The 24,908-nt window shown below is 51.4% G+C and carries 23 protein-coding genes and 1 tRNA gene; 12 read left to right on the top strand and 12 right to left on the bottom strand.

Annotated elements, in window-relative coordinates; genetic code table 11:
* Positions 1-4: 4 nt before the first annotated feature.
* Positions 5-1,255: a multifunctional CCA addition/repair protein gene (locus Q399_RS0107330; protein ID WP_031567249.1), complete on the top strand. Its 1,251-nt coding sequence runs from the start codon at positions 5-7 to the stop codon at positions 1,253-1,255.
* Positions 1,242-1,757 (top strand): DUF1569 domain-containing protein, encoded by a 516-nt coding sequence (locus tag Q399_RS0107325; protein ID WP_031567248.1) that lies wholly within the window; start codon positions 1,242-1,244, stop codon positions 1,755-1,757. Before Q399_RS0107330 ends, Q399_RS0107325 begins: the two co-directional genes overlap by 14 nt.
* Before the next feature lie 107 nt (positions 1,758-1,864).
* On the opposite strand, the gene Q399_RS0107320 is transcribed toward Q399_RS0107325, so the two are convergent.
* From Q399_RS0107320 to folB, 4 genes are all read right to left on the bottom strand, one after another.
* Positions 1,865-4,945 (bottom strand): efflux RND transporter permease subunit, encoded by a 3,081-nt coding sequence (locus Q399_RS0107320; RefSeq protein ID WP_031567247.1) that lies wholly within the window; start codon positions 4,943-4,945, stop codon positions 1,865-1,867.
* A gap of 20 nt (positions 4,946-4,965) precedes the next feature.
* Entirely contained in the window at positions 4,966-6,081 is a 1,116-nt protein-coding gene (locus Q399_RS0107315; RefSeq protein ID WP_031567246.1) for an efflux RND transporter periplasmic adaptor subunit, read from the bottom strand.
* A 207-nt stretch (positions 6,082-6,288) separates the two neighbouring features.
* Complete coding sequence (gene folK / locus Q399_RS0107310) at positions 6,289-6,771, bottom strand: 2-amino-4-hydroxy-6-hydroxymethyldihydropteridine diphosphokinase (RefSeq protein ID WP_031567245.1); 483 nt, start codon at positions 6,769-6,771, stop codon at positions 6,289-6,291.
* Positions 6,771-7,124 (bottom strand): dihydroneopterin aldolase, encoded by a 354-nt coding sequence (gene folB, locus Q399_RS0107305; protein ID WP_031567244.1) that lies wholly within the window; start codon positions 7,122-7,124, stop codon positions 6,771-6,773. The genes folK and folB overlap by 1 nt, the downstream gene beginning before the upstream one ends.
* A gap of 151 nt (positions 7,125-7,275) precedes the next feature.
* Between folB and plsY the strand changes: the two genes are divergently transcribed.
* The gene (gene plsY / locus Q399_RS0107300) at positions 7,276-7,881 is read left to right on the top strand and encodes a glycerol-3-phosphate 1-O-acyltransferase PlsY (RefSeq protein ID WP_031567243.1); all 606 of its coding nucleotides are present in this window, start codon (positions 7,276-7,278) and stop codon (positions 7,879-7,881) included.
* 40 nt (positions 7,882-7,921) lie between these two features.
* Here the strand turns inward: plsY and tsaD are convergent, their stop codons facing one another.
* Positions 7,922-8,935, bottom strand: a complete 1,014-nt coding sequence (gene tsaD, locus Q399_RS0107295) for a tRNA (adenosine(37)-N6)-threonylcarbamoyltransferase complex transferase subunit TsaD (RefSeq protein ID WP_031567242.1) — start codon at positions 8,933-8,935, stop codon at positions 7,922-7,924.
* A 183-nt stretch (positions 8,936-9,118) separates the two neighbouring features.
* Here tsaD and rpsU point away from each other — a divergent pair, with 183 nt between their 5' ends.
* The 5 genes from rpsU (at position 9,119) to Q399_RS0107270 (ending at position 13,825) form a co-directional block, all read left to right on the top strand.
* Entirely contained in the window at positions 9,119-9,334 is a 216-nt protein-coding gene (rpsU, locus tag Q399_RS0107290; protein WP_031567241.1) for a 30S ribosomal protein S21, read from the top strand.
* Positions 9,335-9,352: 18 nt separating this feature from the next.
* A complete protein-coding gene (locus Q399_RS0107285; protein WP_031567240.1) occupies positions 9,353-9,796 on the top strand; it encodes a GatB/YqeY domain-containing protein in 444 nt (147 codons plus the stop codon).
* Between the two features lie 110 nt (positions 9,797-9,906).
* Positions 9,907-11,625 carry a DNA primase gene (dnaG, locus tag Q399_RS0107280; protein WP_031567238.1) on the top strand — a complete coding sequence of 573 codons (1,719 nt, stop codon included), beginning with the start codon at positions 9,907-9,909 and terminating at the stop codon, positions 11,623-11,625.
* Between the two features lie 104 nt (positions 11,626-11,729).
* Positions 11,730-13,583, top strand: a complete 1,854-nt coding sequence (rpoD, locus tag Q399_RS0107275; protein ID WP_031567237.1) for an RNA polymerase sigma factor RpoD — start codon at positions 11,730-11,732, stop codon at positions 13,581-13,583.
* 165 nt (positions 13,584-13,748) lie between these two features.
* Positions 13,749-13,825 (top strand) — tRNA-Ile (locus Q399_RS0107270).
* A gap of 32 nt (positions 13,826-13,857) precedes the next feature.
* Here Q399_RS0107270 and Q399_RS0107265 read toward each other — a convergent pair.
* Together Q399_RS0107265 and Q399_RS0107260 are read right to left on the bottom strand one after the other, a co-directional pair.
* The gene (locus Q399_RS0107265) at positions 13,858-14,037 is read right to left on the bottom strand and encodes a YbdD/YjiX family protein (RefSeq protein WP_031567236.1); all 180 of its coding nucleotides are present in this window, start codon (positions 14,035-14,037) and stop codon (positions 13,858-13,860) included.
* Positions 14,034-16,124 (bottom strand): carbon starvation CstA family protein, encoded by a 2,091-nt coding sequence (locus Q399_RS0107260; RefSeq protein WP_037045871.1) that lies wholly within the window; start codon positions 16,122-16,124, stop codon positions 14,034-14,036. Before Q399_RS0107260 ends, Q399_RS0107265 begins: the two co-directional genes overlap by 4 nt.
* 226 nt (positions 16,125-16,350) lie before the next feature.
* On the opposite strand from Q399_RS0107260, the gene bdpA reads away from it, so the two are divergent.
* Positions 16,351-17,835, top strand: coding sequence for a BAR domain-like protein A BdpA (bdpA, locus tag Q399_RS0107255; protein WP_031567234.1), 1,485 nt, complete (start codon positions 16,351-16,353; stop codon positions 17,833-17,835).
* A 67-nt stretch (positions 17,836-17,902) separates the two neighbouring features.
* On the opposite strand, the gene trpS is transcribed toward bdpA, so the two are convergent.
* Positions 17,903-18,916 carry a tryptophan--tRNA ligase gene (gene trpS / locus Q399_RS0107250; RefSeq protein WP_031567233.1) on the bottom strand — a complete coding sequence of 338 codons (1,014 nt, stop codon included), beginning with the start codon at positions 18,914-18,916 and terminating at the stop codon, positions 17,903-17,905.
* Between the two features lie 104 nt (positions 18,917-19,020).
* Complete coding sequence (gene rpe, locus Q399_RS0107245) at positions 19,021-19,698, bottom strand: ribulose-phosphate 3-epimerase (protein WP_031567232.1); 678 nt, start codon at positions 19,696-19,698, stop codon at positions 19,021-19,023.
* A 269-nt stretch (positions 19,699-19,967) separates the two neighbouring features.
* Here rpe and Q399_RS0107240 point away from each other — a divergent pair, with 269 nt between their 5' ends.
* From Q399_RS0107240 to Q399_RS0107230, 3 genes are all read left to right on the top strand, one after another.
* On the top strand, positions 19,968-20,723 hold the full coding sequence (locus Q399_RS0107240) for a TorF family putative porin (RefSeq protein WP_051685833.1): 756 nt from the start codon (positions 19,968-19,970) through the stop codon (positions 20,721-20,723).
* Between the two features lie 139 nt (positions 20,724-20,862).
* A complete protein-coding gene (locus Q399_RS0107235; protein WP_157836251.1) occupies positions 20,863-21,144 on the top strand; it encodes a hypothetical protein in 282 nt (93 codons plus the stop codon).
* 15 nt (positions 21,145-21,159) lie between these two features.
* Positions 21,160-21,354 carry a DUF2970 domain-containing protein gene (locus tag Q399_RS0107230; protein WP_031567226.1) on the top strand — a complete coding sequence of 65 codons (195 nt, stop codon included), beginning with the start codon at positions 21,160-21,162 and terminating at the stop codon, positions 21,352-21,354.
* A 4-nt stretch (positions 21,355-21,358) separates the two neighbouring features.
* On the opposite strand, the gene Q399_RS0107225 is transcribed toward Q399_RS0107230, so the two are convergent.
* From Q399_RS0107225 to aroB, 3 genes are read right to left on the bottom strand one after another with little or no spacing between them, the layout of a single operon-like run.
* Positions 21,359-22,195: a Dam family site-specific DNA-(adenine-N6)-methyltransferase gene (locus Q399_RS0107225; RefSeq protein WP_031567224.1), complete on the bottom strand. Its 837-nt coding sequence runs from the start codon at positions 22,193-22,195 to the stop codon at positions 21,359-21,361.
* 12 nt (positions 22,196-22,207) lie between these two features.
* The gene (locus tag Q399_RS0107220; RefSeq protein ID WP_031567222.1) at positions 22,208-23,818 is read right to left on the bottom strand and encodes an AAA family ATPase; all 1,611 of its coding nucleotides are present in this window, start codon (positions 23,816-23,818) and stop codon (positions 22,208-22,210) included.
* Positions 23,811-24,899, bottom strand: a complete 1,089-nt coding sequence (aroB, locus tag Q399_RS0107215; RefSeq protein ID WP_031567219.1) for a 3-dehydroquinate synthase — start codon at positions 24,897-24,899, stop codon at positions 23,811-23,813. Before aroB ends, Q399_RS0107220 begins: the two co-directional genes overlap by 8 nt.
* Between the last annotated feature and the right edge of the window lie 9 nt (positions 24,900-24,908).

Here is a 24,908-nt window from a genome sequence, read left to right as displayed (position 1 = left end):
GCGTGTGAAGATTTATCTTGTCGGCGGCGCCGTGCGTGATGCTTTGTTGGGACTGCCATGCCAGGACCAGGATTTTATGGTGGTCGGCACCACACCGGAGCAAATGCTGGCCGAAGGTTATCAGGCGGTCGGCAAAGATTTCCCGGTATTTATCCACCCCAAAACCAAACAGGAATATGCCCTGGCGCGTACCGAACGCAAACAAGGCCAGGGTTATAACGGCTTTGCCTGTTATTACGCGCCGGACGTGTCCTTAGAAGAGGACCTGTTACGCCGTGACCTGACTATCAATGCCATGGCGCAGGACCCGCAAACAGGTGTCATCACCGACCCTTATGGTGGCCAGCAGGATTTGGCAGATAAAAAGCTGCGCCATGTGTCTGCTGCTTTTGTTGAAGACCCGTTGCGGGTATTAAGGGTGGCACGGTTTTATGCACGGTTTGCCGACCGCGGTTTTACTGTCGCCGCAGAGACCTTAGCCTTGATGCAGCAGCTCAGTCGCAGCGGCGAATTACAGCACCTGACCGCAGAGCGTGTCTGGCAGGAAACCGCCCGCGCTTTGCTGGAAACTACACCTGCGGCTTATTTTGAATTATTACAACAAGTTGGCGCACTTGAAGTGCTGATGCCGGAGTTGTCGGTATTATGGGGCGTACCGAATCCGCCACGATGGCATCCGGAAATTGATACCGGCGTGCATTGCATGCTGGTGCTACAGCAAGCCGCTTTGCTATCGCAACGCCTGGACGTGCGCTTCGCCGCGTTGTGTCACGATGTTGGCAAAGGCCTGACTGCGCCGGAACTTTGGCCTTCGCATCATGGCCACGAACACAGCGGATTGCCGCTCATCGAAGCCATGTGTCAGCGTTTGCGTATTCCAAACGATTGCCGTGATTTGGCTTTGCTTGCCTGTGAATATCATCAGCTGATACACAAAGCACTGGAACTGCGGGCTGTCACTGTACTGAAACTGTTTGATGGCATCGATCTGTGGCGCAAACCAGAACGGCTGGAATTGCTGCTGACTTGCTGTATCGCTGATTTACGCGGCCGTACCGGTTTTGAGCAGGCGGAGTATCCGCAGGCAGAATATTTGCGCAGCCTAGCCACAGCTGCGCGGGCTGTCGATATTAAAGCGCTGGTCGCTGCCGGCCACAAAGGCGAAGCAATGAAACAGGCTGTCGCGGCAGCGCGGCTGGATGCTGTACAACAACAAATTTCTTCTTTCAGGAAAATAACCAATGAACAGGCGTAAATTTTTGCTGGCAGGTACAGCAGTGACCGCTGCCAGTGTGGCCGGACTTTATCTGGCCGGCAGCCGCTTTGTGGCGGATTTAACGGCACTACAAAATGAACTGAAGCAAATGTCCGGTAAGCCCCTGCACAGCAGCGGCAGCTGGAATGTCAGTCAGATTTTTCAGCATCTGGCGCAGAGTGTACGCGGTTCTTATCAAGGCTATCCGCAACAGCGCAGCTGGTGGTTTGTGCACAGCATCGGGCCTTTAGCGCTGCAAGGCTTTAAAGCCGCCGGTGCCATGCGTCATCCGCTCGATGAAGCGATCCCAGGTATGGCCGAACTGGATGCCGGTTTAGATCCACAAGTTGCGCTCGCAGGCTTATTACAGGCATTGGATGAATTTGCTGCGGCAACAACCTTAGCGCCGCATTTTGCTTATGGCACGCTGAGTCATGCTGATTTTCAGGCGGCGCATCAGCTGCATATCCGTCAGCATCTGACACAAATCTCAGTGGTTTAAGCCTGCTCCAATAGCAGAAATACCGGGATTACTCACAGAGATTGTGGAGGGCTACACCGGAAAAACAAAGGGCAGCCATCGCTGCCCTTTTTGCTTCATTACACAGATTAAACTGCTTCGAGTTCCGCCTGCCGGATCAGGTCTTTCTGGTGGTCTTTCGCCAGCAATACATAAATCGACGGCAGTACAAACAAGGTAAAGATAGTGCCGATCGTCATACCAAACACCAGAACGATACCAATCGAATTGCGCGCTTCGGCACCTGCACCTTCCGCGAAAATCAGCGGCGTATGGCCGGCAATAGTGGCGATACTGGTCATCAATACCGGACGTAAGCGCAGTACAGAGGCTTCGCGAATAGCATCGATTTTGGCGCGGCCCTCTTCCTGCAGTTTATTGGCAAATTCCACCACCAGAATACCGTTACGGGCGATCAGGCCTACTAACGTCACCAAACCCACCTGCGAATAGATATTCAGCGTACTGCTAATCGCGTCTGTCCAATGTGGAATAGGGGCATACATTTTCCAGAAGGTGAAAATCAACGCACCAAACATCGCCAGCGGCACAGAGCCCGCCAAAATCACTATAGGGTCGCGGAAGCTGTTGTACTGCGCTGCCAGCACCAGGAAAATCATCGTCAGTGCCGTCAGGAATGCCGGCAGGAACGTATTGCCTTCACGCTTCAGCTGCCGCGATTCGCCGGTGTAATCGATGGTATAAGTTGCTGGTAAAATCTTACGCGCTTCGGTTTCCATATACTTCAGCATTTCGTCCAGCGAGCCCGCGCCGACACCGGAGATTTTCACTGCGTTCAACTGCTGCATCCGGTTAATCGAGCGCGGCACTGTGGAATGCGTCAGTGTGGCTATCTGGTCGAGCCGGATCATGCTGTTGTCCGGCCCCGTGATATACAGCTTGGTCAGATCGTCCGGCGTTAACCGTTCAATCCGCTTCACTTGTGGGATCACTTTGTAGCTCAGGCCATCTTTGTTAAAGCGGTTGACCCAGCCACCGCCCAGCAGAATGCCTAAATCCTGCGTCACAGTGCGCATATCCAGCCCCAAATCGGCAACCTTTTCGCGGTCGATATTGAGCTGATATTCTGGCTGATCAATTTTCATATCCAGCATCGGCGGGAAGAAGAACTTACCGCTCGCCGTAAACGTCTGCTGCAATTTTAAGGCGTAGTCATAAATTTCCTGACTGTCGGCAGTAGACGCAATCACAAACTCAATCGGGAACTGTCCACCGCCGGGTAATGAAGGCGGTGTGATCGGCAGGATCCGGACCCCGGCAATTTCGCCAAGTTTCTGCTGCACATCCGGCAGAATTTCTGTCGTGGTGCGCTCACGTTCAGACCATGGTTTGGTCACCATGCCACTGAAGCCACCGGTCGGGAAGGTGATCTGGAAGGTAAAGTCAGTTTCAGGCACGCTCATAAAAACTTCATTGACCTGCTTGCCGTAAAAGGATGCCTGATCAATAGTCGAGTTCGCCGGTGTGTCGACAATACCAAAGATAACGCCCTGATCTTCTGTAGGCGCCAGCTCTTTGCTCGACATGATGTACAGCGGCACCACACTAAGCGAGATAAAAATCCAGAACAGGTAAACGCCGATGCGGTTTTCCAAAGTAGCATTGAGCTTACGGCTGTAAAACGCCGAAAAGCGGTCAAAAATCTTCGATAATGGCGCTTTAATTTCGCGGTGTGGCGACAACATCCGCGATGCCATCATCGGTGATAAAGTCACAGCGACGATAGCCGAGATAGTCACAGCGCCAGCCAGCGTAATGGCAAACTCGCGGAATAAAGTCCCGGTTAACCCCCCCTGCAGACCGATGGGGATATACACCGACATCAGCGTGACCGTCATCGCCAGGATGGGACCTGCGAGTTCACGTGCTGCCACCAGCGATGCATGAAACGGTTTTAAACCTTCCTGAATATGCCGCTCGATGTTTTCAACCATGACAATCGCGTCATCAACGACCAGACCGACCGACAATACAATCGACAACAAGGTCAGCAGGTTCAGTGAGAAACCGCAAAGCTGCATGATAAACACGGCACCGATTAACGATAACGGGATCGCAACCAGCGGGATCAGCACGGAACGGCTGAAACCGAGGAACAGGAAAATTACAATAATGATGATAATCAGCGTTTCAGCCAGGGTTTTAATCACATCCTGAATGGCGGCATCGATATATTTGGTGGCATCGTAAGAGACTTCACCTGATAAACCTGCCGGTAAATCCGCTTTGATTTTCTCCATCTCAGCCGTGACATTGCGAATAACTTCCAGGCTGTTGGCATTCGGCGCGACAAACACGCCCATAAATACTGCAGTCTGACCGGAGTAATTCACTTCGACACTGTAATCATCAGCCCCAAGCACGATGTCAGCGACATCAGCCAGGCGGATCACGCCGTCGGCATTTTGTCGCACCACAATACGACGGAAATCCTCAACGTTTGTCAGGCCAGCGTTCGCATTCAAATTGACCTGGGTATAACTGCCTTTGGTCTGACCGATAGCCGCCTGCACGTTTTGCGCTTGCAGCGCCGCGCGGATTTCAGCCGGCGTTACGCCGACCGCAGCCATTTTTTCGGTCTTCAGCCAAATCCGCATTGCGAAAGTGCGGCCACCGAGAATTTCTGCTTTTTGCACACCGTTGATAGCGATTAGACGCGGTTGTACTGAACGGGTCAAAAACTCGGTGATTTGGTTCTGTTCCAGGATGTCAGAGCTGAAGCTTAAGTACGCCTGAGCGAACTGGCTGTCGGCAGCTTCAATCGCCAACGAAGGCACTTCCGCTTCCGGTGGCAATTCACCGCGCACCTGATTCACTTTGGCACTGATTTCTGTCATTGCCTTTAACGGGTCATAGTTCAGCAACAGGTGCGCCGTTATAGTCGAAACGCCCATGCTGCTTTGTGATTCGATGTAATCAATGCCGCCAGCTGACGCGATAGCACGCTCAATCGGCGAAGTGATAAAACCGCGGATCACATCAGAATTTGCACCGATATACACTGTGGTGATTTTGATCACCGCAATATCGCTGCGTGGGTACTGCCGCACAGATAGGCTGCTGAGCGACTGGATACCAGCCAACAGGATCAGCAGACTGACAACTATTGCCAGTACCGGTTTCTTAATAAAAATATCGGTATATTTCATACAAACCTGCCTGTGGCGCCTTAACTGTCAGTTGGCGTTGGATTAGCTTTGAATTCCGGTGTTGGTTTAGTGCCAATCACCACAGCCTGGTTGTTAAACAATTTAAAAGCGCCAGCACTGACAACTTTTTCACCGGCCTTTAAGCCTTTGGCCACTTCAATAAAGTCACCGAGCGCCTTGCCGGTCTGGATAAATTGCTGACGGGCAACTAACTTTCCGTCTTTTTCATCGACGACAAACAGCGTATCACCGTAAGGCGCATAAATGATGGATGCGGCTGGGACTGCTAACACTGTGTGCGGGTCACTAAGGGTCACTGTGGTGGTTACCGCCATGCCTGGCACCAGCGATTTGCTGGCATTGTCCAGCGACGACTGCACTGTGACGTTGCGGGTTTCCGGATGAATTTCAGTACCGATCGCCGTCACAACCCCTGTCACAACTTGATTAGTGCGGCCGCCGGTGGCGACTTCGACCGGCAGCCCGGTGTTCATCTGACTCAGCCAGTCCTGCGGAACCGGGAAATTCACCCGCACTCGGTTGGTTGCCTGCAGCGATACAATGGCAGTGCCGACCTGCAAATCTGTGCCCAGGTCGACCTGACGGATACCCACGCGGCCATCAAATGGAGCTCGGATCAGTTTTTTCTGTAAGGTGGCGTTTAAATCATCGACATCACCCTGTGCCGATTCGACTTGTTGCAGGGCGGTATCCAGTTCACTCTGACTGGCGAGTTTGTTGGTTTTCAGCTCTTTGATGCGCTGATAGCTGGTTTTGGCCAGTTTTAAGCGGGCTTGCGCCGCATTTAACTGCGCCGCTTCATTAATCGATTCCTGCTCAATCAGCACATCGCCGGCTTTGACTTCAGCACCGGACTGAAAGGTAATTCTTTTCACTTTGCCAGGCACTTGTGCAGAAATCATGATGCCTTCATCTGCTTCGACAGTACCGATAGCTGTATAGGTATTGGGCCATTGTTGCTCAGCAGCAACAAAGACAGAGACTGTTTCCGGTGGTTGTATCTGGCCACCACCTTCGGCCATCACACTAAACTGGTCCATTTTGACGGCAACGACGGTACCGACCAGCACAGCGGTGATCACAAGAGACATCAACACAGGTTTCAGGATTTTCATATTAAGAGCCAAGGTTGCGTTATAAGGGGGGTGTGTCAGGTGATTTCAGGACTCATTGGGAAACCACCGAAAAACACCTGTATAAAATAACACGGTTTATCGCAGTCCACGACAGAGAAACGCACAAAAAGCCGCCACATAAATGTAAATAGCTGTTAATGGCGTCTCAAATTCAGCAACAGGAAACGTGCCGGGCTTTAGCCCGCATTAAAACTCGAAAGGCACAATCCACAGTTTTTGCGGCACCCGGTAGGCTTGCCATAAGGCAGCATAAGACTGTTGTGTGAGCGGATGTAACGTGTCAGGCGCTAATTCAGCCAGCGGTTGCAGCACAAAAGCGTTTTGCAGGATCTCAGCGCGCGGTAATTCAACAGGTTCAGTACTTATCAACTGGTCATAAGTCAACAGATCCAGATCCAGACTGCGGCCACAATACTTCACTCCATCACGCACCCGGCCATAATTGTCCTCAATTTGCTTACACACACTGACAACTGCGGCGACATCCAGGCAGGTGTCTGCACCAACGACCAGGTTGTAAAAAGCGTCTCCGACAAAACCGACGGCTTCGCTTTCATAGACAGAGGACAATAACAGAGGCCCAAAAGCTTGCGCTAACTCAGCGACTGCACCGCGAATATTAGTTTCGCGCTGGATGTTACTGCCAACACTGATGTAAATTCTGGCCATCACTGACGGCTCCGGGTAATGCGGACACCAACAGTCTGGGCCGCAGGCACTGCGCCGGGTTTGTCTACCTGAACCTGCACCCGACTGGTGGCAAATTCCTGCAACAACATTGCGGCGATCCGTTCAGCCAATGTTTCAATCAACTCGACCGGTTCAGCCTGTACCAGAGCTGTAACGCGTTGACAAACCACTGCATAATCCAGCGTCAGACGTAAATCGTCGTCGCTGGCCGCGGCACGAATGTCTGTGGTCAGTTCCAAATCGAAAAACAGCCGCTGTTGAATCGTTTTTTCCCATTCGTAAACGCCGATCACAGCATCAATCGCCAGTTGTTTGACAAAAACGATATCCATCAGATTATTCCGCTGTTATAAAGAAACTGGAGATTCATGGGCTGGTCGGATAGGCAAAGATATGAAAAGTCTATAATCTGAGCGCCTCGCCTCCGGCCCCGCCGGTAAAGGCGGATTTTAACGCAAAATCAATAACTGAGGAACTTCATTAATGACCCCGCTGATTGGCGGGATGATGCTGTTAGCCTATCTCTGTGGCTCAGTGTCATCTGCGGTGATTGTTAGCAAATTATTTCGCCTGCCCGATCCGCGCCTGCACGGTTCTGGCAATCCCGGAGCAACCAACGTCCTGCGCCTTGGCGGCACCCTGCCCGCTGTGCTGGTGCTGCTGTTCGACGTGCTAAAAGGCACTATCCCGGTCTGGGGTTCTTATTTCCTGAAAATAGAAGCTTTTTATCTGGGCATGATTGCGATTTGTGCTTGTCTCGGTCACATCTATCCGTTGTTTTTTGGTTTTAAAGGCGGTAAAGCCGTTGCAACAGCTTTTGGCACTATGATGCCGATTGGACTCGATTTAGCGGGTTTATTGATCGCCACCTGGATCATTTTGATTGGGGCAACTGGGTACTCTTCGTTTGCCGCCATTGTCACCGTGAGCCTGGCGCCTATTTTCACCTGGTTTATCAAGCCTTTGTATACTATCCCAGTATTAATGCTCAGTATTCTGATTGTGTTCCGCCACCGGCAAAACTTATTGCGGTTGTGGCACGGCACTGAATCCAAGGTCTGGGACAAAACCAAGCGGCCAAAAGAATAGAAAAACGCCTGAATTTTCAGGCGTTTTTTTGGTGAATTTGTCAGACCGGCGGCAGCTGTTGCATCGGCCAGCGTGGTGTCACGCCAATCGACAGATCCTGCGCTTGGCCTGCTCTTAGTCGCTGCCAGCCGGCATAAGCAATCATGGCACCATTATCGGTGCAGAATTCTTTGCCCGGATAAAACACTTCACCTTTCATCGATTGCATCAGGTCCGCCAGTTGCAGCCGTAGCGACTGATTCGCACTGACGCCACCGGCCACAACTAACCGTTTCAGGCCAGTTTCTTTTAATGCACGGCGACATTTTAACACCAGCGTATCGACTACGGCCTGCTGAAATGATGCAGCGATATCGGCCTGTACCTGCGGCGTTTTTCCCTCAGCAGCAATGACATTGGCTGCTGCAGTTTTTAACCCGCTAAAGCTGAAATCAAGGCCGGGCCTGTCAGTCATTGGCCGTGGAAACGGATATTTTTTGGCATCGCCCAAAGTTGCCAGTTTGGCAAGCAATGGCCCGCCGGGATAATCCAGCCCCATCAGTTTGGCGGTTTTATCAAAGGCTTCACCGGCCGCATCATCAATAGACTCACCGAGTAACTGATATCGGCCAATCCCATCGACCCGCACCAGCTGTGTGTGCCCCCCTGAAACCAATAAGGCCAGAAACGGAAACTGTGGTGCATTGGCTTCCAGCATCGGTGCCAGCAAATGGCCTTCCATGTGATGCACAGCCAAAGCCGGCTTACCCCAGGCAAAGGCCAGACTACGGCCAATCGCAGCACCGACGAGCAATGCACCGGCGAGACCAGGGCCCGCAGTATATGCGACGCCATCGATAGAGCTGGCGCCACAACCAGCCTCAGCCAAAGCTTGTTTGACTAACGGCAGGGTTTTTCTGATATGATCGCGGCTCGCCAGTTCAGGGACTACACCGCCGTAGTCCGCGTGTATTGGGATCTGGCTGTAAACAATGTGGCTCATCAGGCCTTTTTCCGTATCAAAGATCGCAATTCCGGTCTCATCACAGGATGTTTCGATACCTAAAACCCGCATGAATATCCTCTGGCAACAGGCCCAAAGCCGCGGATTGTAACGGTTTTAGCCATTCAGCACCAGTCACCCACCAAATCGCTTTACTTTATCGTCGCTCTTTGAGTAAAATGCCGCACCATTTTTAAACGTATTGGTTAGCCGCTGACCGGGTCGCGGTGTCCTATCAACCGAGGTGAGATTTTAATGCCTGTAGTGAAAGTGAAAGAGAACGAACCGTTTGACGTAGCATTACGTCGTTTCAAACGCTCTTGCGAAAAAGCCGGTGTTCTGGCTGACGTTCGCGCTAAAGAGTTCTTTGAGAAGCCAACTTGGGTTCGTAAGCGTAAAAAAGCTGCTGCTGTGAAACGTCACATGAAGAAGCTGTCACGCGAAAACGCTCGTCGCATCAAGCTTTACTAAGACCTGTTACCGCTGACTATGGCTCTGCTCGAGCAACTTCAGGAAGCGCAGAAAGACGCCATGCGGGCCAAAGACAAAGTACGTCTTGGCACTATCCGCATGGCACTGGCTGAGATCAAACAACGCCAGATTGACGCGCAAATCCAACCCGACGATCCGAACGTTCTGGCTGTATTAACCAAGATGGTCAAGCAGCGTAAAGAATCGACGTCGCAATATCTCGCTGCCGGCAGACAAGATTTAGCCGACACTGAGTTGGCTGAAATCGCCGTGATCGAGCAGTTTCTGCCACAAGCCCTGACAGCTGCCGAGCTGGATGACCTGTTAACGCAGGCCATCAATGCAACAGGCGCAGCTGGCATGCAGGACATGGCAAAAGTGATGGCGTGGTTGAAACCACAAGCGCAAGGCCGTACCGACATGGGTGCGCTGAGCGGCTTAGTCAAATCCCGATTAAGCTAAATCGCGAAACAACCAGGTCTGTCACCATATTCAGCTGCAAACTGCAACACCGTGCCCTCGCGCACGGTTTGTCTTTTTCTGGCATAAGCACTTGAGCAGGAAGGAAAAAGGTGGCAGGACAAATCCCAAGACCCTTTATTGACGACCTGTTGGCCCGTACCGACATCGTCGAGCTGATTGATCAGCGCGTTCCGCTGAAAAAAGCCGGTAAAAACTACGCGGCCTGCTGCCCATTCCACAGCGAAAAATCCCCTTCTTTTACCGTCAGCGCTGACAAACAGTTTTATCATTGTTTCGGCTGCGGCGCGCACGGCAATGCCATCAGTTTTATGATGGCGTTTGAACAACTTGAATTTGTCGAGGCTATTGAAGAACTGGCCAAAATGCATCATCTGGAAGTACCGCGTGAGGGTGGTCAAAAAGCCTACCAGCAAGGCAGTGCTGATGATTACAGCCAGATGGAAAAAGCGGCAAAAATTTATCAGGCGCAACTGCAAAATAGTGAAAGTGCCCTCGCCTACGTTGCCAAACGCGGATTATCGGCCGACACCATTCAGAAATACGGCATCGGTTATGCCCCGGATAGCTGGGATTTACTGCTCAAACAACTGGCTACGACGCGCGCTGGTCGTGATCAGCTGTTTGAGCTGAAACTGACCAACCGTAATGATAACGGCCGGGAATACGACTTTTTCCGCGACCGCCTGATGTTTCCTATCCGCGATAAACGTGGCCGGGTTATCGGTTTTGGTGGCAGGGTCTTGGGCGACGGCACGCCTAAGTATTTGAATTCACCGGAAACCCGCCTATTCCACAAAGGCCGCGAACTGTATGGTCTTTATGAAGCACGCCAGCAGCAGGAACGTTTATCGATGTTGCTGGTCGTAGAAGGCTATATGGATGTAGTTGCATTATCGCAGTTCGGCATCGAGTTTGCGGTCGCCTGCCTCGGCACAGCCACGACCGGCGATCATATGCAAACGATGTTTCGCTATACGCCGACTGTAGTGTGCTGTTATGACGGAGACCGTGCCGGTCGTGACGCCGCTTGGCGTGCACTGCAAAGCGCGTTACCTCATCTGAAAGATGGTGTTGAACTGAAATTTGTGTTTTTACCGGATGGCGAAGACCCGGATACGCTGGTACGTAAAGAAGGCAAAGACGCCTTTGTCAGTCGCCTGCAGCAAGCACAATCATTGAGTAATTATCTGTTTGAACACTTGTTAGCCGAAATGGACGTCAACAGCGATGCCGGCAAATCCGCCTTGTGGAACAGGGCTAACGAACTCATACAGCAGGTGCCCAGCGAGTTTTATCGCGATACCTTGCAGGAGCGCCTGGCAAATTTAGTTGGCAGACCACGCAGCTCGCCGACACAAGTAAAAACAGCAAAAACCAATCCGGCGGTGACGACGGCGACTAAAATCACACCAATGCGCAGGGCTATCGCTTTGCTGCTGCAGCATCCGGCTTTGGCTGCCGTGATGCCGCAAGCGCCGGAGTTGGCGCAGGCCAATTTGCCGGGCATTGAAATTTTGCTGGCGCTGCAGCACAAGTTACTGGAACAGCCAGACTTGACTACAGCACAGTTGCTGGAACACTGGCGCGGCGCCGTCGAGTACAACATTCTGAGCAAACTGGCGTTATGGGAACATCAGGTAGCGGATGAACAATTAACTGCGGATTTTCTGGATACCTTCAGAGCTATTGAAGACCAGTATCTGCAGCAACGGCTGGAAGCCTTACAACGCAAAGACCAGCTGAGCAAACTCAGTCTGGCCGAACGTCAGGAATATGCCATGTTGCTAAAGGCATTTAAGACGAAATAACCGTGAAGCAGTGGGGCCTTTGCTGGCTAGAAAAGCCGCGCTTTGTTATAATCCCGCATTCGCATTTTTGAAAACTAACTATATCGGGTGGAAGAGCAGCCTCTATGGAGCAAAATCCTCAGTCGCAATTAAAGCTTCTTATCTTAAAAGGTAAGGAACAAGGTTATTTAACTTTTGCTGAAGTAAACGATCACCTTCCACAAGATATCATCGACTCTGACCAGATCGAAGATATTATTCGCATGATTAACGACATGGGCATCCAGGTTTGCGAAACCGCACCTGATGCAGATGACTTAATTATGTCGGACGCAACCCCTGACGAAGACGCCGCGGAAGAAGCCGCGCAAGCGCTGGTCAGCGTGGACAAAGAGCTCGGTCGTACTACGGACCCGGTCCGGATGTACATGCGCGAAATGGGTACTGTAGAACTGTTGACCCGCGAAGGCGAAATTGACATCGCTAAACGCATCGAAGACGGCATCAACCAGGTGCAAACGTCGGTCGCAGAATACCCGGAAGCCATCACTTACCTGCTGGAACAGTGGGACAAATTTGAAGCCGAAGAAATCCGTTTAAGCGACATCGTCACTGCATTTGTTGATCCCAATGAAGTCGATGATCTGCCGCCAACAGCTACTCACATCGGCTCTGATGTACCGGAAGAAGAACTGGCTGACGAAGACGCCGATATTTCCGGTGACGACGAAGAAAGCGAAGACGGTGACTCTGACGAAGCCGATACAGGTCCGGATCCGGAACTGGCGCGGGAGAAATTTGGCGAGCTCCGAGTACAATATGACATCACCCGTAAATCGATCATCGAGAACGGCCGTGAACACGCGCAGACCAAAATCGAAATCGACAAACTGTCTGAAGTATTCCGTTGCTTCCGTTTAGTACCAAAACAATTTGACCGTCTGGTCAAAAACATGCGCGAGATGATGGACCGCGTACGTGTGCAGGAACGTATCGTCATGAAGCATTGCGTTGAATACGCCAAAATGCCGAAGAAGAACTTCCTGAAATCTTTTACCGGCAATGAAAATAACAGTGCCTGGATTGACGCTGAAATCGCGGCGAATAAACCATATTCAGCCAAACTGGCTGATATGCGTGAAGAGCTGGTGCGTTCAACCGACAAGCTGCGCAAGATTGAAGAAGAAACCGGTCTGTCGATTTTCAAAATCAAAGACATCAACCGCCGGATGTCGATTGGTGAAGCCAAAGCGCGCCGTGCGAAAAAAGAGATGGTTGAAGCCAACTTACGTCTGGTGATCTCGATTGCGAAAAAGTACACCAACCGTGGTTTGCAATTCCTTGATTTGATTCAGGAAGGCAACATCGGTTTGATGAAAGCAGTTGATAAGTTCGAATATCGCCGTGGCTATAAGTTCTCGACTTACGCCACCTGGTGGATCCGTCAGGCCATTACCCGCTCTATCGCCGACCAGGCCCGGACTATCCGGATCCCGGTACACATGATTGAAACCATCAACAAGCTGAACCGTATTTCACGGCAGATGCTGCAGGAAATGGGTCGTGAGCCATCGCCGGAAGAACTGTCTGAGCGTATGGGCATGCCGGAAGACAAGATCCGCAAAGTGCTGAAAATCGCCAAAGAACCTATTTCGATGGAAACACCGATTGGTGACGACGAAGATTCGCATCTGGGTGATTTTATTGAAGATAACTCTTCAGAATCACCACTGGATTCAGCCACAATGGAAAGCCTGAAAGCCGCCACCAATGAAGTTCTGGCTGGCCTGACAGCGCGTGAAGCCAAGGTCCTGCGCATGCGGTTTGGTATCGATATGAATACCGACCATACGCTGGAAGAAGTAGGTAAACAATTTGACGTGACGCGTGAGCGGATCCGGCAGATTGAAGCCAAAGCGCTGCGTAAGCTGCGCCACCCTTCCCGCTCAGAAGTGCTGAAGAGCTTCCTGGACGAATAGTAATCGTCTAACCGCAGTTGTCGTAAAACAGGCACCCGAGGGTGCCTGTTTTTTTGCCGGAAATTTAAGCAATCAACTGTTTCAACTGACGATTGTGCGGTGACAAGGCAACAAAAAATCCATATACTGCCATCGCTTCACCAACCAGACGCCTGTCTGCACGCTGGCCCCATAGCTCAGTTGGTTAGAGCACTCGACTCATAATCGATTGGTCGCTGGTTCAAGTCCAGCTGGGGCCACCACTTCTTCAAGCTTCGCTTTTTTCTGTTTAACCTCAGCAACAACGTTTTACGCCATTCCATTTCCGCTCTTGTTCGCGCTGGAAAAAACTTTTGCGATCCAGCGGCTCCTCGCCCGGATGTTCCAGCGCCTGATGCCGTAAATAACGCTCGTAGGCATCGTCACCGGACAACTGCCGCAGCAGTGCCCAGCATGTTTTTATGAAATGTTTCACTGGCTTACTCCATTCACCGGGAGAGGTTTATTGGAAATGTATGGTGTTTCAGATGACGGCAGAATACTGAGCCCACGCTGACGCCGCCAGGTCATTCTGAGCATATCGCCCACCACCAGATACAACAGCACGACAAACAACATCGCGAGCCAGGCATCCAGCTGCTGATTAAAAATCAGCTGGGGTGCCACTGCAGCTTTTTCTGGCGCTAACAACCCGGCGTCGAGCTTGTGTTGCAAGTCATTGGCGGCAGCAAAAAAGCCGATACGTGGGTCAGCACTACTGATTTTCTCATACACTGCTGTGGTCGTCAGAATCAGCAACCAACACAGCGGCAACGCAGTAACCCACAAGTATTTGATGCGACCAGTTTTAATCAGGATAGATGTGGCAACGGTCAGTGCAATCGCAGCCAGCAGCTGATTGGAAATACCAAATAAAGGCCAGAGAATATTCACGCCACCATTGGGGTCTATCACGCCGATATAGAGGAAATACCCCCAGCCGGCCACGACCAGCGACGATGTCAGCACGACAGACGGATACCAGCTGGTTTGCCCAAGACGCGGCGAGAAATTCCCCAGCATATCCTGCAGCATAAAACGGCCAACGCGGGTGCCTGCGTCCAGCGTCGTCAGGATAAAAACTGCTTCAAACATAATGGCGAAGTGATACCACATGGCGAGCAGATGCTCACCAAAAGCCGAAGCGAAAATACTGGCCATCCCTACAGCCAACGATGGCGCGCCACCGGTCCGGGCAAATAAGGTGGCTTCGCCCATCGTCGCCGCCAGCTGATTCATTTGCTCCACAGTCACCGGGAAACCCCAGCTACTGATGGTCGCAACAGCCACTTCCGGCGTCGCACCTACAATACCGGCCGGGCTGTTGATCGCAAAATAAACGCCGGGTTCTAATACACAAGCCGCAATCAACGCCATGATGGCGACAAAGGATTCCAGCGCCATACCGCCGTAACCCACCATGCGGATGTCGCGTTCATTTTCCAGCAGCTTGGGCGTGGTGCCGCTGGAGATCAACGAATGAAAGCCAGAAATAGCGCCGCAGGCGATGGTGATAAAAACAAAAGGAAACAGGCTACCGGCAAAGATAGGGCCAGTGCCATCAATAAACTGGGTCAGCGCCGGCATCTTAATTTCCGGTTGCAGAATGACAATCGCCACCGCTAACAAAATCACTGTGCCAAGCTTCATAAAGGTCGACAGATAATCGCGTGGTGCCAACAGCAGCCACACCGGCAAAATCGCAGCAAGCAGGCCATAACCAATCACGGCAAAGGCCAGTGGCAATCCTGGATGGTTAAACCACTCCCGTATGCCAGCTTGTTGATCGACCCAACCACCGGCACCGACCGACAACAGTAACAAAATCACACCCAATAACGAGCCTTCCAGCACCCGCCCCGGCCGTAAATAGCGCATATAAAGGCCGATAAACACTGCGATCGGAATAGTGGCCGCTACAGTGGAAGTTGCCCAGGGCGAATGCTTCATCGCATTCACGACAACCAGACCCAGCACCGCAATCAGAATGATCATAATCAGGAAAGTCGCCAGCAAAGCGGCGAAACCGCCAATTGGGCCAAGTTCGTCCCGCGCCATCTGGCCGAGACTCCTGCCATCGCGGCGCATCGAACAAAACAGGATCACCATATCCTGCACACAACCGGCCAGCACACTGCCGACCAGAATCCACAGCGTGCCTGGCAGATAACCAAACTGCGCCGCCAATGTCGGGCCAATCAACGGGCCTGGGCCGGCTATAGCCGCAAAATGGTGACCAAACACAACCCAGCGGTTGGTCGGCACATAATCGCGGCCATCGGCGAGGCGCTCGGCTGGCGTGGCGCGGGTTTCATCTAACATCAGCACCCGGGCACCTACCCAGGCACTGTAAAAGCGGTAACCAATCAAATAAGTACAAATAGCGGCAACAATAAACCAAATCGCATTGATAGATTCGCCCCGGTTCAGCGCAATACCACCGGCAGCGGAAGCCCCGGTGATGGCAATGCCGAGCCAGAGCAGACGCTGTGGCCAGCCTTGTGGAGTAATAGGTGTTGTCATTATTGTCCCCGTCTGAAAGTTTTTGTTTTTGTTTGATTTTTATCCTTCTGTTCTATCGGGTTCGCCGGATTATGTCAACGCAGCCGCCAGAGGTCGGCGCAGCCTCTTTTCCCTATTAGAAGCCAATGCGCTACAAGCGCTTCTGGCTGCTTTGATTCAGCTTTGGTACAGTCTGCAGCTGGCAGCCTGCAGCTTGGCGCCACCCTTTGGCCTGATTGAGGATAATATGCGTGTACTCCCCCTGTTCCTGAGTTCTGTGGCATTCGCCGGTAGTGTACTGGCACAACCGGTGTTTAAAGCTGATTTTGAAGGTAACAGCAGTTGGAACATCTTAAATGGCTGTCAGTTGCAGCATGAACTGGCCCGTAGCGGGCAACAGGCGCTGTTTTGCAGCCGGGGAAGCGCCAGTCTGGTGACACCCTCCCTGATCACAGAACCTGGCATGCTGGAGTTTTGGGTCAAACCGGAAAACGCCTATACCAGTTATCGCATCAATATCTTAAGTTCCGCCTCGTTAAAAGCCGATGCCCCCTGGCAACAGATTGGCCTGATTGAAATGTCGGCCAGTAGTGCCGATTATCTGGCGCACCGCATCTCCATTGATGACCCTGGCCGCAAATTTATCCGCTTAGACATTGAAAGCAGCAATGGCGGTATTGCACTCGATGATGTCAGCATCGAACGGATTGGGCTCGATGTAGCGTTGCAGAAAAACGAGCAACGCATCGTCAGCGGTATTCTGGACCGGCTGAAGCAAAACAAAAACCCGGAGCTGCAGGCGGAACAGTTTAAAAGCTTAGGGCAGAATTACGCCGCGCAGCTCGAGACTCAGCGCCAGTATCTGGAATACGCGAATGCGATTTATGCCAGCATTACGCTGGTGCTGGCCAGCTCAGAACGCAACAAGATGTCAAATCCAATGGCGTATGCCTCGTTTCGCAACATTATCAGTGACACCAAACGCGTGTCTTCACCGTTGCAGCAGGCACGGCTGACTTCGATGGTGAAACCCTTTGGCGATCTGGCAACTGCAACTCTGAGTGTGGTGACCGGTGGTGCTTATGCCGCATTTGCCGAACCCTTTAAATCTTTTCTGGCGGCGGCTTTTGATAAGTCCAACTATGAAAACGCGGATTTAAGCCGCAAAGACCGCAAATTCGCTGAACAAAACGGCCTGAAGATTTATGAAAACGCCGAGCGTTTCCTCAACGAGCTGGAAAAAGAACTTCAGCAGGTCAATGCGCTGGACAATGAGCTTGGCGCTATGCAAAAGCTGGTAGAAAGCTACCGCAAGGATTTGGACAAACAGCTGCGTGGATATATTCAGCATGCAGGCCTGGCCCGTACTCAGGAAAACTTTGGCCGGGTGATGAGTAAAGAAGACGGCATACGCGCCGCCATCAGCAGCGAAATTGCAGCAAATGTTGCCAATCATGCGCAGCAACTGCACGACCGCGAGCAAAATACCGAACTGGTGCAGTATCTGCTAAAAACCTCGGAACAGCTCGAAAGCGTGCAGGAATATAAGGAGCGTTTTAATCAGGTCACGGCAGCAGCCCTGACCTTTTACGACCGCTTTGAGCGCTCTATTGCACCGGAACAAAACCCGTTCAGCGACGCCGCCGACAAAGCCGCCTGGGAGAATCACGCGAAGAAAGCCCGGTCTTATATCAAAGAATCGAAAGAAGCTTTTAGCAAAGCCTATTTGTAAACAAACTGGCTTAGTACAGAAATACAAAAGCCCCGCGAGGGGGCTTTTGCGTTTTTCATCTTATCGATTAAGGCAGCACAAAACCTACGGCTTCATTGACCTTCGACAACGTCGCAGCAGCACGACGGCGCGCTTCAGCAGCACCGGCCTGCATCACTTGCGTTAAAGTGGCCTGGTCGTTGCGCAGTTCATGGAAACGCTGCTGAACCGGTTCCAGCAATGCAATCACCGCATCCGCCACATCACCTTTGAGGTGGCCATACATCTTACCTTCGTATTCGTTGACCAGCGTTTCAACAGATTTATTAGTAACGCCGGATAAGATGCTCAGCAGGTTAGCCACGCCTGGTTTGTTGTCGATATCAAAATACACCCGTGGCGGATCTTCCGAATCGGTCATGGCCTTCTTGAACTTTTTGCTGATCATCTTTGGATCTTCCAGCAAACCGACGAAGTTCCACGGATTTTCATCCGATTTTGACATCTTCTTGGTCGGCTCCTGCAGGCTCATCACGCGGGCCGCAACTGGCGGTATATATGGTTCTGGTACAGTAAAAATGTCGCCATGCAGAGCGTTAAAGCGCATCGCCACGTCTCGCGCCAGTTCCAGATGTTGTTTCTGGTCATGGCCGACCGGCACCTGATTGGCCTGATATAGCAGAATGTCGGCAGCCATTAGTACCGGATAGGTAAAAAGACCGGCATTGACGTTGTTATTGTGACGCTCAGATTTGTCTTTAAATTGCGTCATCCGGCTCAGTTCACCAAACTGGGTATAGCAGTTCAGTACCCAGGCCAGCTGGCTGTGTTCCGGCACATGCGATTGCATAAATACGGCGGAACGTTTTGGGTCAATGCCACAGGCCAGATATAAAGCTAATGAATCCAGTGATGCACTGCGCAGGGCGGCCGGTTCCTGCCGCACCGTGATCGCATGTAAATCCACAATGCAATACAGACAATCATAGTCGTCTTGCATCCGGTCCCACTGGCGCAGCGCACCAAGATAATTACCGATAGTCAGCTGACCGGACGGCTGGGCGCCGGATAATACGATAGGTTTGGCCGAAGTCTTCTGCATGAAATCTGAGATCCTGAATGTGAACTGCCCTGCAGTCCGAACAAAAAAATTGCGCCGATTATAACCGCTTCATGCGGCTTTGCCACGCCTTGCACGCGGACTCGTCACAGCGGCCGTACTGTAGCCAGTTCAGCACGCATCGCAGCAATCACTTGCTGATAGTCAGGCTGACTGAAAATAGCCGAGCCGGCAACAAACATGTCAGCACCAGCTGCCGCAATGGCGGCGATATTGTCGGTTTTAACGCCGCCGTCCACTTCCAGCCGGATTTGACGGCCACTTTGGTCGATGAGCTGCCGGGCCTGGCGCAGTTTGTCTAAAGTGGCCGGAATAAAACTCTGACCGCCAAAGCCAGGGTTAACGGACATCAGCAGCACCACATCGACTTTATCCAGTACATAATCGAGATAACTCAAAGGCGTTGCCGGATTAAACACTAAACCGGCCTGGCAGCCTTCGTCTTTAATCAGCTGCAAAGTACGGTCAACATGGCGCGAGGCTTCAGGGTGAAAGGTGATGATGGATGCACCGGCTTTGGCAAATTGTGGCACCAGACTGTCGACGGGCTCCACCATCAGATGCACATCAATCGGTGCGGTAATGCCGTAGTTACGCAGCGCTTGGCATAACATCGGGCCAAAGGTCAGATTAGGCACATAATGGTTATCCATCACATCAAAGTGCACCACATCGGCACCAGCCGCCAGCACACGGGCCACGTCATCGCCAAGGCGGGCTAAATCTGCCGATAAAATTGATGGTGCAATCCAAAATGGTAACATTCGTCTCTCCTTTCCCATAAAGTCCGCGCAATGTCACAACGCTTGCCACAAAGCCGTCACTGTAGCCGATTTCGCTTTACAGCGCAGCCGCTTTACTGCAAAGACAGCCGGCAAAGCGCCCAAAAAACAGGCAAGGCTGCACCATTATTGCTCATCCACGGCTGGCAGAATAAAACAATAAAGTCTATCTTGTTGAAATATAATAACTTTCACTGATGGCACAGAAATGGAATTACCTTCTTCGACCATTACAGATAAGGGCAAAGCAAATGAAAACAATGGCAACTAAAACAACAAGTTCGTTGAAGCAGGGAAAAAAACTGGGCGCTATCGCAGTATTAGTCGCCAGCTGTTTTGCAGGTTCGGCACAAGCGGTCGCACTGACCGGTAACGTCGGTTACGTATCCGATTATTTATTCCGCGGTATCTCTCAAACCAATGAAGGGATGGCGTTACAGGGCGGTATGACGCTGACAGCTGACTCAGGTTTTTATCTGTCGACCTGGGGTTCCAATATCAAATTTGGTAACGGTTCAATGGAGCTGGACATTCTGGCTGGCTGGACCGGTAAGCTGAATGATGACTGGACTATTGATGTCGGCGCCATGCAGTACCGCTATCCAAACGGCGATAACGAAACTGACCAATTTAACTTCAATGAATTCTACACAAAGCTGATTTATAAAGACTTAGTCCTCGGCTTTGCTTATTCTGACGACTATTTTGGTACTGGTGTAAACGAATATTATTACTTATCCGCCGATTACACTTATGTACTGCACGACAGCCTGAGCCTGTTATTACACTTGGGTCAGAACCAATTTGAAGATAATGCACAGTACAATACTTTTGTCGCTGCCGGCCCGTTACGGGGTGATGCATATCTCGACTGGAGTGTCGGTCTGGGTACTACCGTTTTAGGTTCAGCGCTTCAGCTGAAGTTTGCTTCAACCAATATCGAAGGCAGTGCGGGCTGCAATCTGTGTGATGGCCGCTTAGTGCTGAGTTTGAGCAAGACTTTCTGAAAACAGAAAGATAAAACATCATAATAAAAACAGCCTTTGTCCACACCCAAACCGGCAGCCTTTTGGCCGCCGGTTTTTTTGTTGCGGCAAATTCTACACTGACGTAAAATCGACCAGCTAACTTGGCATGGATGAAGTAATGAAACAAAAAACGCTCGTGAAATCCGCATTATTGCTGTTGCCGCTGGTGATTGCTTTTGCTGCTTCGCAGTGGACAGGAACTGAAACTGTGATTGCGAGCTGTCAGCAGCAGCGCATCGTGACTGATTCAGGCATCGAAAGTTTGCAACTGAAATGTTCTCATACTGCGCAACAAAGCTGGTTAGGCTGGGCCCAAGGCCAAAGCCGCTCCACACAATTCCATTTTATTGATTTACTAGAATTACTAAACAGGCTGCATAGCCAGCAAGAAAATAAATAACCGGGCAGCAAACTGATGACAGGCCAGAAGCCCGGACTCAGACAAATCCTCAAAGCGGTATTCGGCGCCTTTGTTGGCGTGCAATCCGAACAACAACGTCAGCAAGACTTCCAGACTCAAAGCCCACTACCCTACATTATCGCCGGTGTGGCGGTAACATTTGTCTTCGTACTGGCTCTGATACTTATTGTGCGGGTTGTGTTGGCATGAGCTGTCATTTCTGCCGGTAGATGGCAAATAATTCGGCCACTTTGCCGCGACTACTGCCCTTCTGGCTGATTGAACGACCCACCTGTATTGAATCAAGCTCAGCGCCGGCATAGATTTTTCGGGTCAGCGGCGTGTCATGATTACTAATCACCACCGTATGACCAGCAGCCTGTGCTGCTTCGGCCAGATTCGCCAGCTCAGCCTGATCATCAAAGGTGAAACTGTTTTTGGCATACGAAGTAAAACTGGCCGTTTTCGATAACGGCACATAAGGCGGATCGCAATAAATCACCGTCGGCGGCTTGGGCAGGCGCGCAAAGAGTTCCGGATAACTCAGGCAGGTAAATTCAGCTTTTTGCGCTTTTTCGGCAAATCGCCATAATTCCGCTTCCGGGAAATAAGGCTTTTTGTATTTACCAAAAGGCACGTTAAACAATCCGGACTGGTTATAGCGGCAAAGGCCATTAAAACAATGCCGGTTCAGATACAAAAACAGCAGTGAACGCTCCAGCGGATCTGCACTTTGATTAAACTGCTGACGTAATTGCAGATAACGTTCTTTATCATTATTTTGCGCGCTGAAAAACTGCTGGGCTGCGCGGATCAGCATATCCGGCTTCGTTTGCAATAAACGATACAAACCAATCAGATCAGCGTTGATATCATTGAGTAAATAAGCCGGATAGTCAGTATTGAGGAATACGGAGCCTGCGCCAACAAAGGGCTCCACCAGCAAGTCGCCTTCCGGCAAATGCTGGCGAATAGCCTCCGCCAGATTGTATTTACCGCCTGCCCATTTCAGGAAAGCGCGTTGTTTGACAACTTTTACGGCTTTAGTCAACGCAGCTACCCACTAGTTAGTACTGATTTCACTATGGATATCGCTGAGCGGCTTGGCGAAGCCTTGCTGCAACGGAGCCGGCAGCTGCGCCGCCTGCTTCCTGGCGGCTGCGGCGTCTGCAAATGGCGCCATCACCACCACTAACTGGCGTTTGCCATCTTTGGTGCGTTCATACGTATAAGTTTGCAGATTGGCGTACGTCTGGCGGAAACTCTGTAACGCAGAATCATTAGAAAACACCACCAGCTGCAGCGCAAACTGCGCACCTGACAACGATAGTAACTCAGACTCAGTATAACGATAACCACCACTTGGTTTGCTGGTCGTAGTGGTGACACTTTGCAATTCTTGTGAGGCTTCAGCGGCTAAATCCTCCACCGGCTCGCTGACCACAGCTTTGGCCGGGGCTTGAGTTTCTGCCGCCATTTCCGCTTCAACTGTCGCTTCTGCTGGCAATGTTGTGACTGGAGTGGAGCTGTCGGCACTGATTTCGGCAGCTAAGTCGTCCGATTCAGCTTCAGCTGTCGCAGGTTTTTCGACCGATGCAGGGACCACAGCTTCCGTTTGCTGCTCGCTGTTCGAAGATGATGCCTGCTGCAGGGGTTCTGCCAAAGGCTCAGGAGAATTTTCGGCCCGTACTGTCGGTTCAGCCACAGGGCTTACCGACGGATTTTCCGTCTCAGTCACTGGCATGGAGCTGACATTCTGTTCAGTGAAATCAACAGGCTTTTCCAACCCTTTCACTTCAGCAGTCCCGCGCTCAGCCTTTTCCAATTGATTGACTAACTGCTCAACGACGGCTTTTTCGGCCGGCGGCGGCGGCGGAGCCTCTTTCACGTTAGCGACCACAGTGGCAACTTCCTGCTCTTCGGGCAGATAAGTGAGCGTGCCAATGGCAGGCCCTTGCTGCAGCTGGCGTTCAGTCCAGAACCAAAACACCACAACACCAACGATAATCGCCATCCCGACGGTAAACACCCACAAAGGGCCGGCGATTGAAGCAGTTTGCACTGTGGTATGGGTTGGCCGGGCGGCCTTTGCTGTCAGTTGTGGATTGAGCAGCACATGCAAATTGCCTTGCGCCTGTGCCAACCGTTCGGCAATAGTCAGGGTACTGAAGGCAGTATCGGCCAGCAGAATCTCGGCATCTTCCATCGTCACAGGTGCCAGTGGCAGATTCAGTTCAGCATGAGCGTCAGCCTGTTCCGCAGCTGCAATCACCAGGCATGGCACATCGGCGAGTTCCGCCCATAATTCCGGCGGTAAATCATCGGCCTGATCAAGAATTAAAGCCAGCGGCTGCCGGCTTTCGCGATCACCAATCAGACTCAGTAAGGGCTTATCTGTGACGATGCCATGGCCAAACCATTGTTCCAGCAAATGTTGACGGATTTTACCGGCGCTAAGCTCAGGTTCAACCTTTAACAACGCCAGATTAAATTCATCGGACAATAAATCAGCGATCGCCAGCGTCAGGGTCGATTTACCTGAACCCGGTCCGCCAACCAGATAAATTAACTGGTAAGGATTAAATTCAAGCTGGAATACCAGCCGCTCCAGCCATTGACGCTGCGAAGGTAATAAGCCCTGCAACGTCGCCAGTTTTTGATGTAAATCAGCCATGTAAGGTGCCAAATACCTGAATTAATTCTTGTTCTGTCACGTCATCGACGATGATGGCACGTCCGGGTTGCTGCAACAAGATAAAGCGCATTTGGCCGGCTTTGACTTTTTTATCGGTTTTCATATAAGGCAGGAAATCAGCAATTGTCATGCCCACTGGCGGACTGACCGGTAACTGAGCTGCTACTAATAAATCGTGGATACGGGTTACATCTTCTGCTGAGATCCAGCCCCGTGCCGCCGACAGTTTTGCCGCCATCAACATTCCAACCGCAACAGCCTCGCCATGCAACCAGTTACCGTAACCCAGCCAGGCTTCAATGGCATGGCCAAAAGTGTGGCCCAGATTCAGTAACGCACGCTCGCCTTGTTCAGTTTCATCCCGGCTGACAATATCCGCTTTCATCTGACAGCAATGGCGGATCATCTGACTGAGCGCCGGTTCCTGCTTCGCCTGAATTTCCCCCTGATGCTGGCTCAGCCATTGCAGAAAGTCAGCATCCCCAAGCAAACCGTATTTAATGACCTCAGCCATGCCGGCAGCGAATTCACGCGCCGGCAAAGTCTGCAGCATGTCAGTATCAATCAGCACGGCTTGCGGCTGATTAAAAGCACCAATCATGTTTTTGCCGAGAGGATGATTGACGGCGGTTTTACCTCCGACTGAGGAGTCCACCTGGGATAATAAAGTGGTCGGAATTTGCAAAAATGCAGTACCCCGCTGATAACAGGCGGCAACAAAGCCGGTCAGGTCACCAATCACGCCGCCGCCTAAGGCAACCAGCAAACCATCGCGAGGGAATTTTTGTTGCAGTAAAAATGAACAGACCTGTTCAAAAGATGCCAGCGTTTTATACGCTTCGCCATCGGGTAGCAGTAATTCGCTGACTTCAGCATGAGCAAACAAAGCGCGGACTTTGTCCAGATACAAACCAGCGACCAGCGGATTAGAAATCACTGCTACTTTTTTGTATTGCCACAATGTGGAGAATTCGGGCTGCTCAGCGGCGCTTTGACACAGCGCCGGAGCAATCAGGATGGGATAACTGCGCAGACCAAGTTGAACCGCAACTTTTTCCATCGCCAGCTC

The sequence above is a fragment of the Rheinheimera texasensis DSM 17496 genome (assembly GCF_000711985.1).
GTDB lineage: Bacteria > Pseudomonadota > Gammaproteobacteria > Enterobacterales > Alteromonadaceae > Pararheinheimera > Pararheinheimera texasensis.
Note: the sequence above shows the minus strand (reverse complement) of the source record. Positions and strands in the feature narration are given on the sequence as shown.

Excerpts from the sequence above, each read along its gene's own strand:
- Q399_RS0107325 (WP_031567248.1), top strand. The coding sequence starts at position 1,242 with ATGAACAGGCGTAAATTTTTGCTGGCAGGTACAGCAGTGACCGCTGCC.
- Q399_RS0107320 (WP_031567247.1), bottom strand. The coding sequence starts at position 4,945 with ATGAAATATACCGATATTTTTATTAAGAAACCGGTACTGGCAATAGTT.
- Q399_RS0107315 (WP_031567246.1), bottom strand. The coding sequence starts at position 6,081 with ATGAAAATCCTGAAACCTGTGTTGATGTCTCTTGTGATCACCGCTGTG.
- folK (WP_031567245.1), bottom strand. The coding sequence starts at position 6,771 with ATGGCCAGAATTTACATCAGTGTTGGCAGTAACATCCAGCGCGAAACT.
- folB (WP_031567244.1), bottom strand. The coding sequence starts at position 7,124 with ATGGATATCGTTTTTGTCAAACAACTGGCGATTGATGCTGTGATCGGC.
- plsY (WP_031567243.1), top strand. The coding sequence starts at position 7,276 with ATGACCCCGCTGATTGGCGGGATGATGCTGTTAGCCTATCTCTGTGGC.
- tsaD (WP_031567242.1), bottom strand. The coding sequence starts at position 8,935 with ATGCGGGTTTTAGGTATCGAAACATCCTGTGATGAGACCGGAATTGCG.
- rpsU (WP_031567241.1), top strand. The coding sequence starts at position 9,119 with ATGCCTGTAGTGAAAGTGAAAGAGAACGAACCGTTTGACGTAGCATTA.
- Q399_RS0107285 (WP_031567240.1), top strand. The coding sequence starts at position 9,353 with ATGGCTCTGCTCGAGCAACTTCAGGAAGCGCAGAAAGACGCCATGCGG.
- rpoD (WP_031567237.1), top strand. The coding sequence starts at position 11,730 with ATGGAGCAAAATCCTCAGTCGCAATTAAAGCTTCTTATCTTAAAAGGT.
- Q399_RS0107260 (WP_037045871.1), bottom strand. The coding sequence starts at position 16,124 with ATGACAACACCTATTACTCCACAAGGCTGGCCACAGCGTCTGCTCTGG.
- bdpA (WP_031567234.1), top strand. The coding sequence starts at position 16,351 with ATGCGTGTACTCCCCCTGTTCCTGAGTTCTGTGGCATTCGCCGGTAGT.
- trpS (WP_031567233.1), bottom strand. The coding sequence starts at position 18,916 with ATGCAGAAGACTTCGGCCAAACCTATCGTATTATCCGGCGCCCAGCCG.
- rpe (WP_031567232.1), bottom strand. The coding sequence starts at position 19,698 with ATGTTACCATTTTGGATTGCACCATCAATTTTATCGGCAGATTTAGCC.
- Q399_RS0107240 (WP_051685833.1), top strand. The coding sequence starts at position 19,968 with ATGAAAACAATGGCAACTAAAACAACAAGTTCGTTGAAGCAGGGAAAA.
- Q399_RS0107235 (WP_157836251.1), top strand. The coding sequence starts at position 20,863 with ATGAAACAAAAAACGCTCGTGAAATCCGCATTATTGCTGTTGCCGCTG.
- Q399_RS0107230 (WP_031567226.1), top strand. The coding sequence starts at position 21,160 with ATGACAGGCCAGAAGCCCGGACTCAGACAAATCCTCAAAGCGGTATTC.
- Q399_RS0107220 (WP_031567222.1), bottom strand. The coding sequence starts at position 23,818 with ATGGCTGATTTACATCAAAAACTGGCGACGTTGCAGGGCTTATTACCT.
- aroB (WP_031567219.1), bottom strand. The coding sequence starts at position 24,899 with ATGGAAAAAGTTGCGGTTCAACTTGGTCTGCGCAGTTATCCCATCCTG.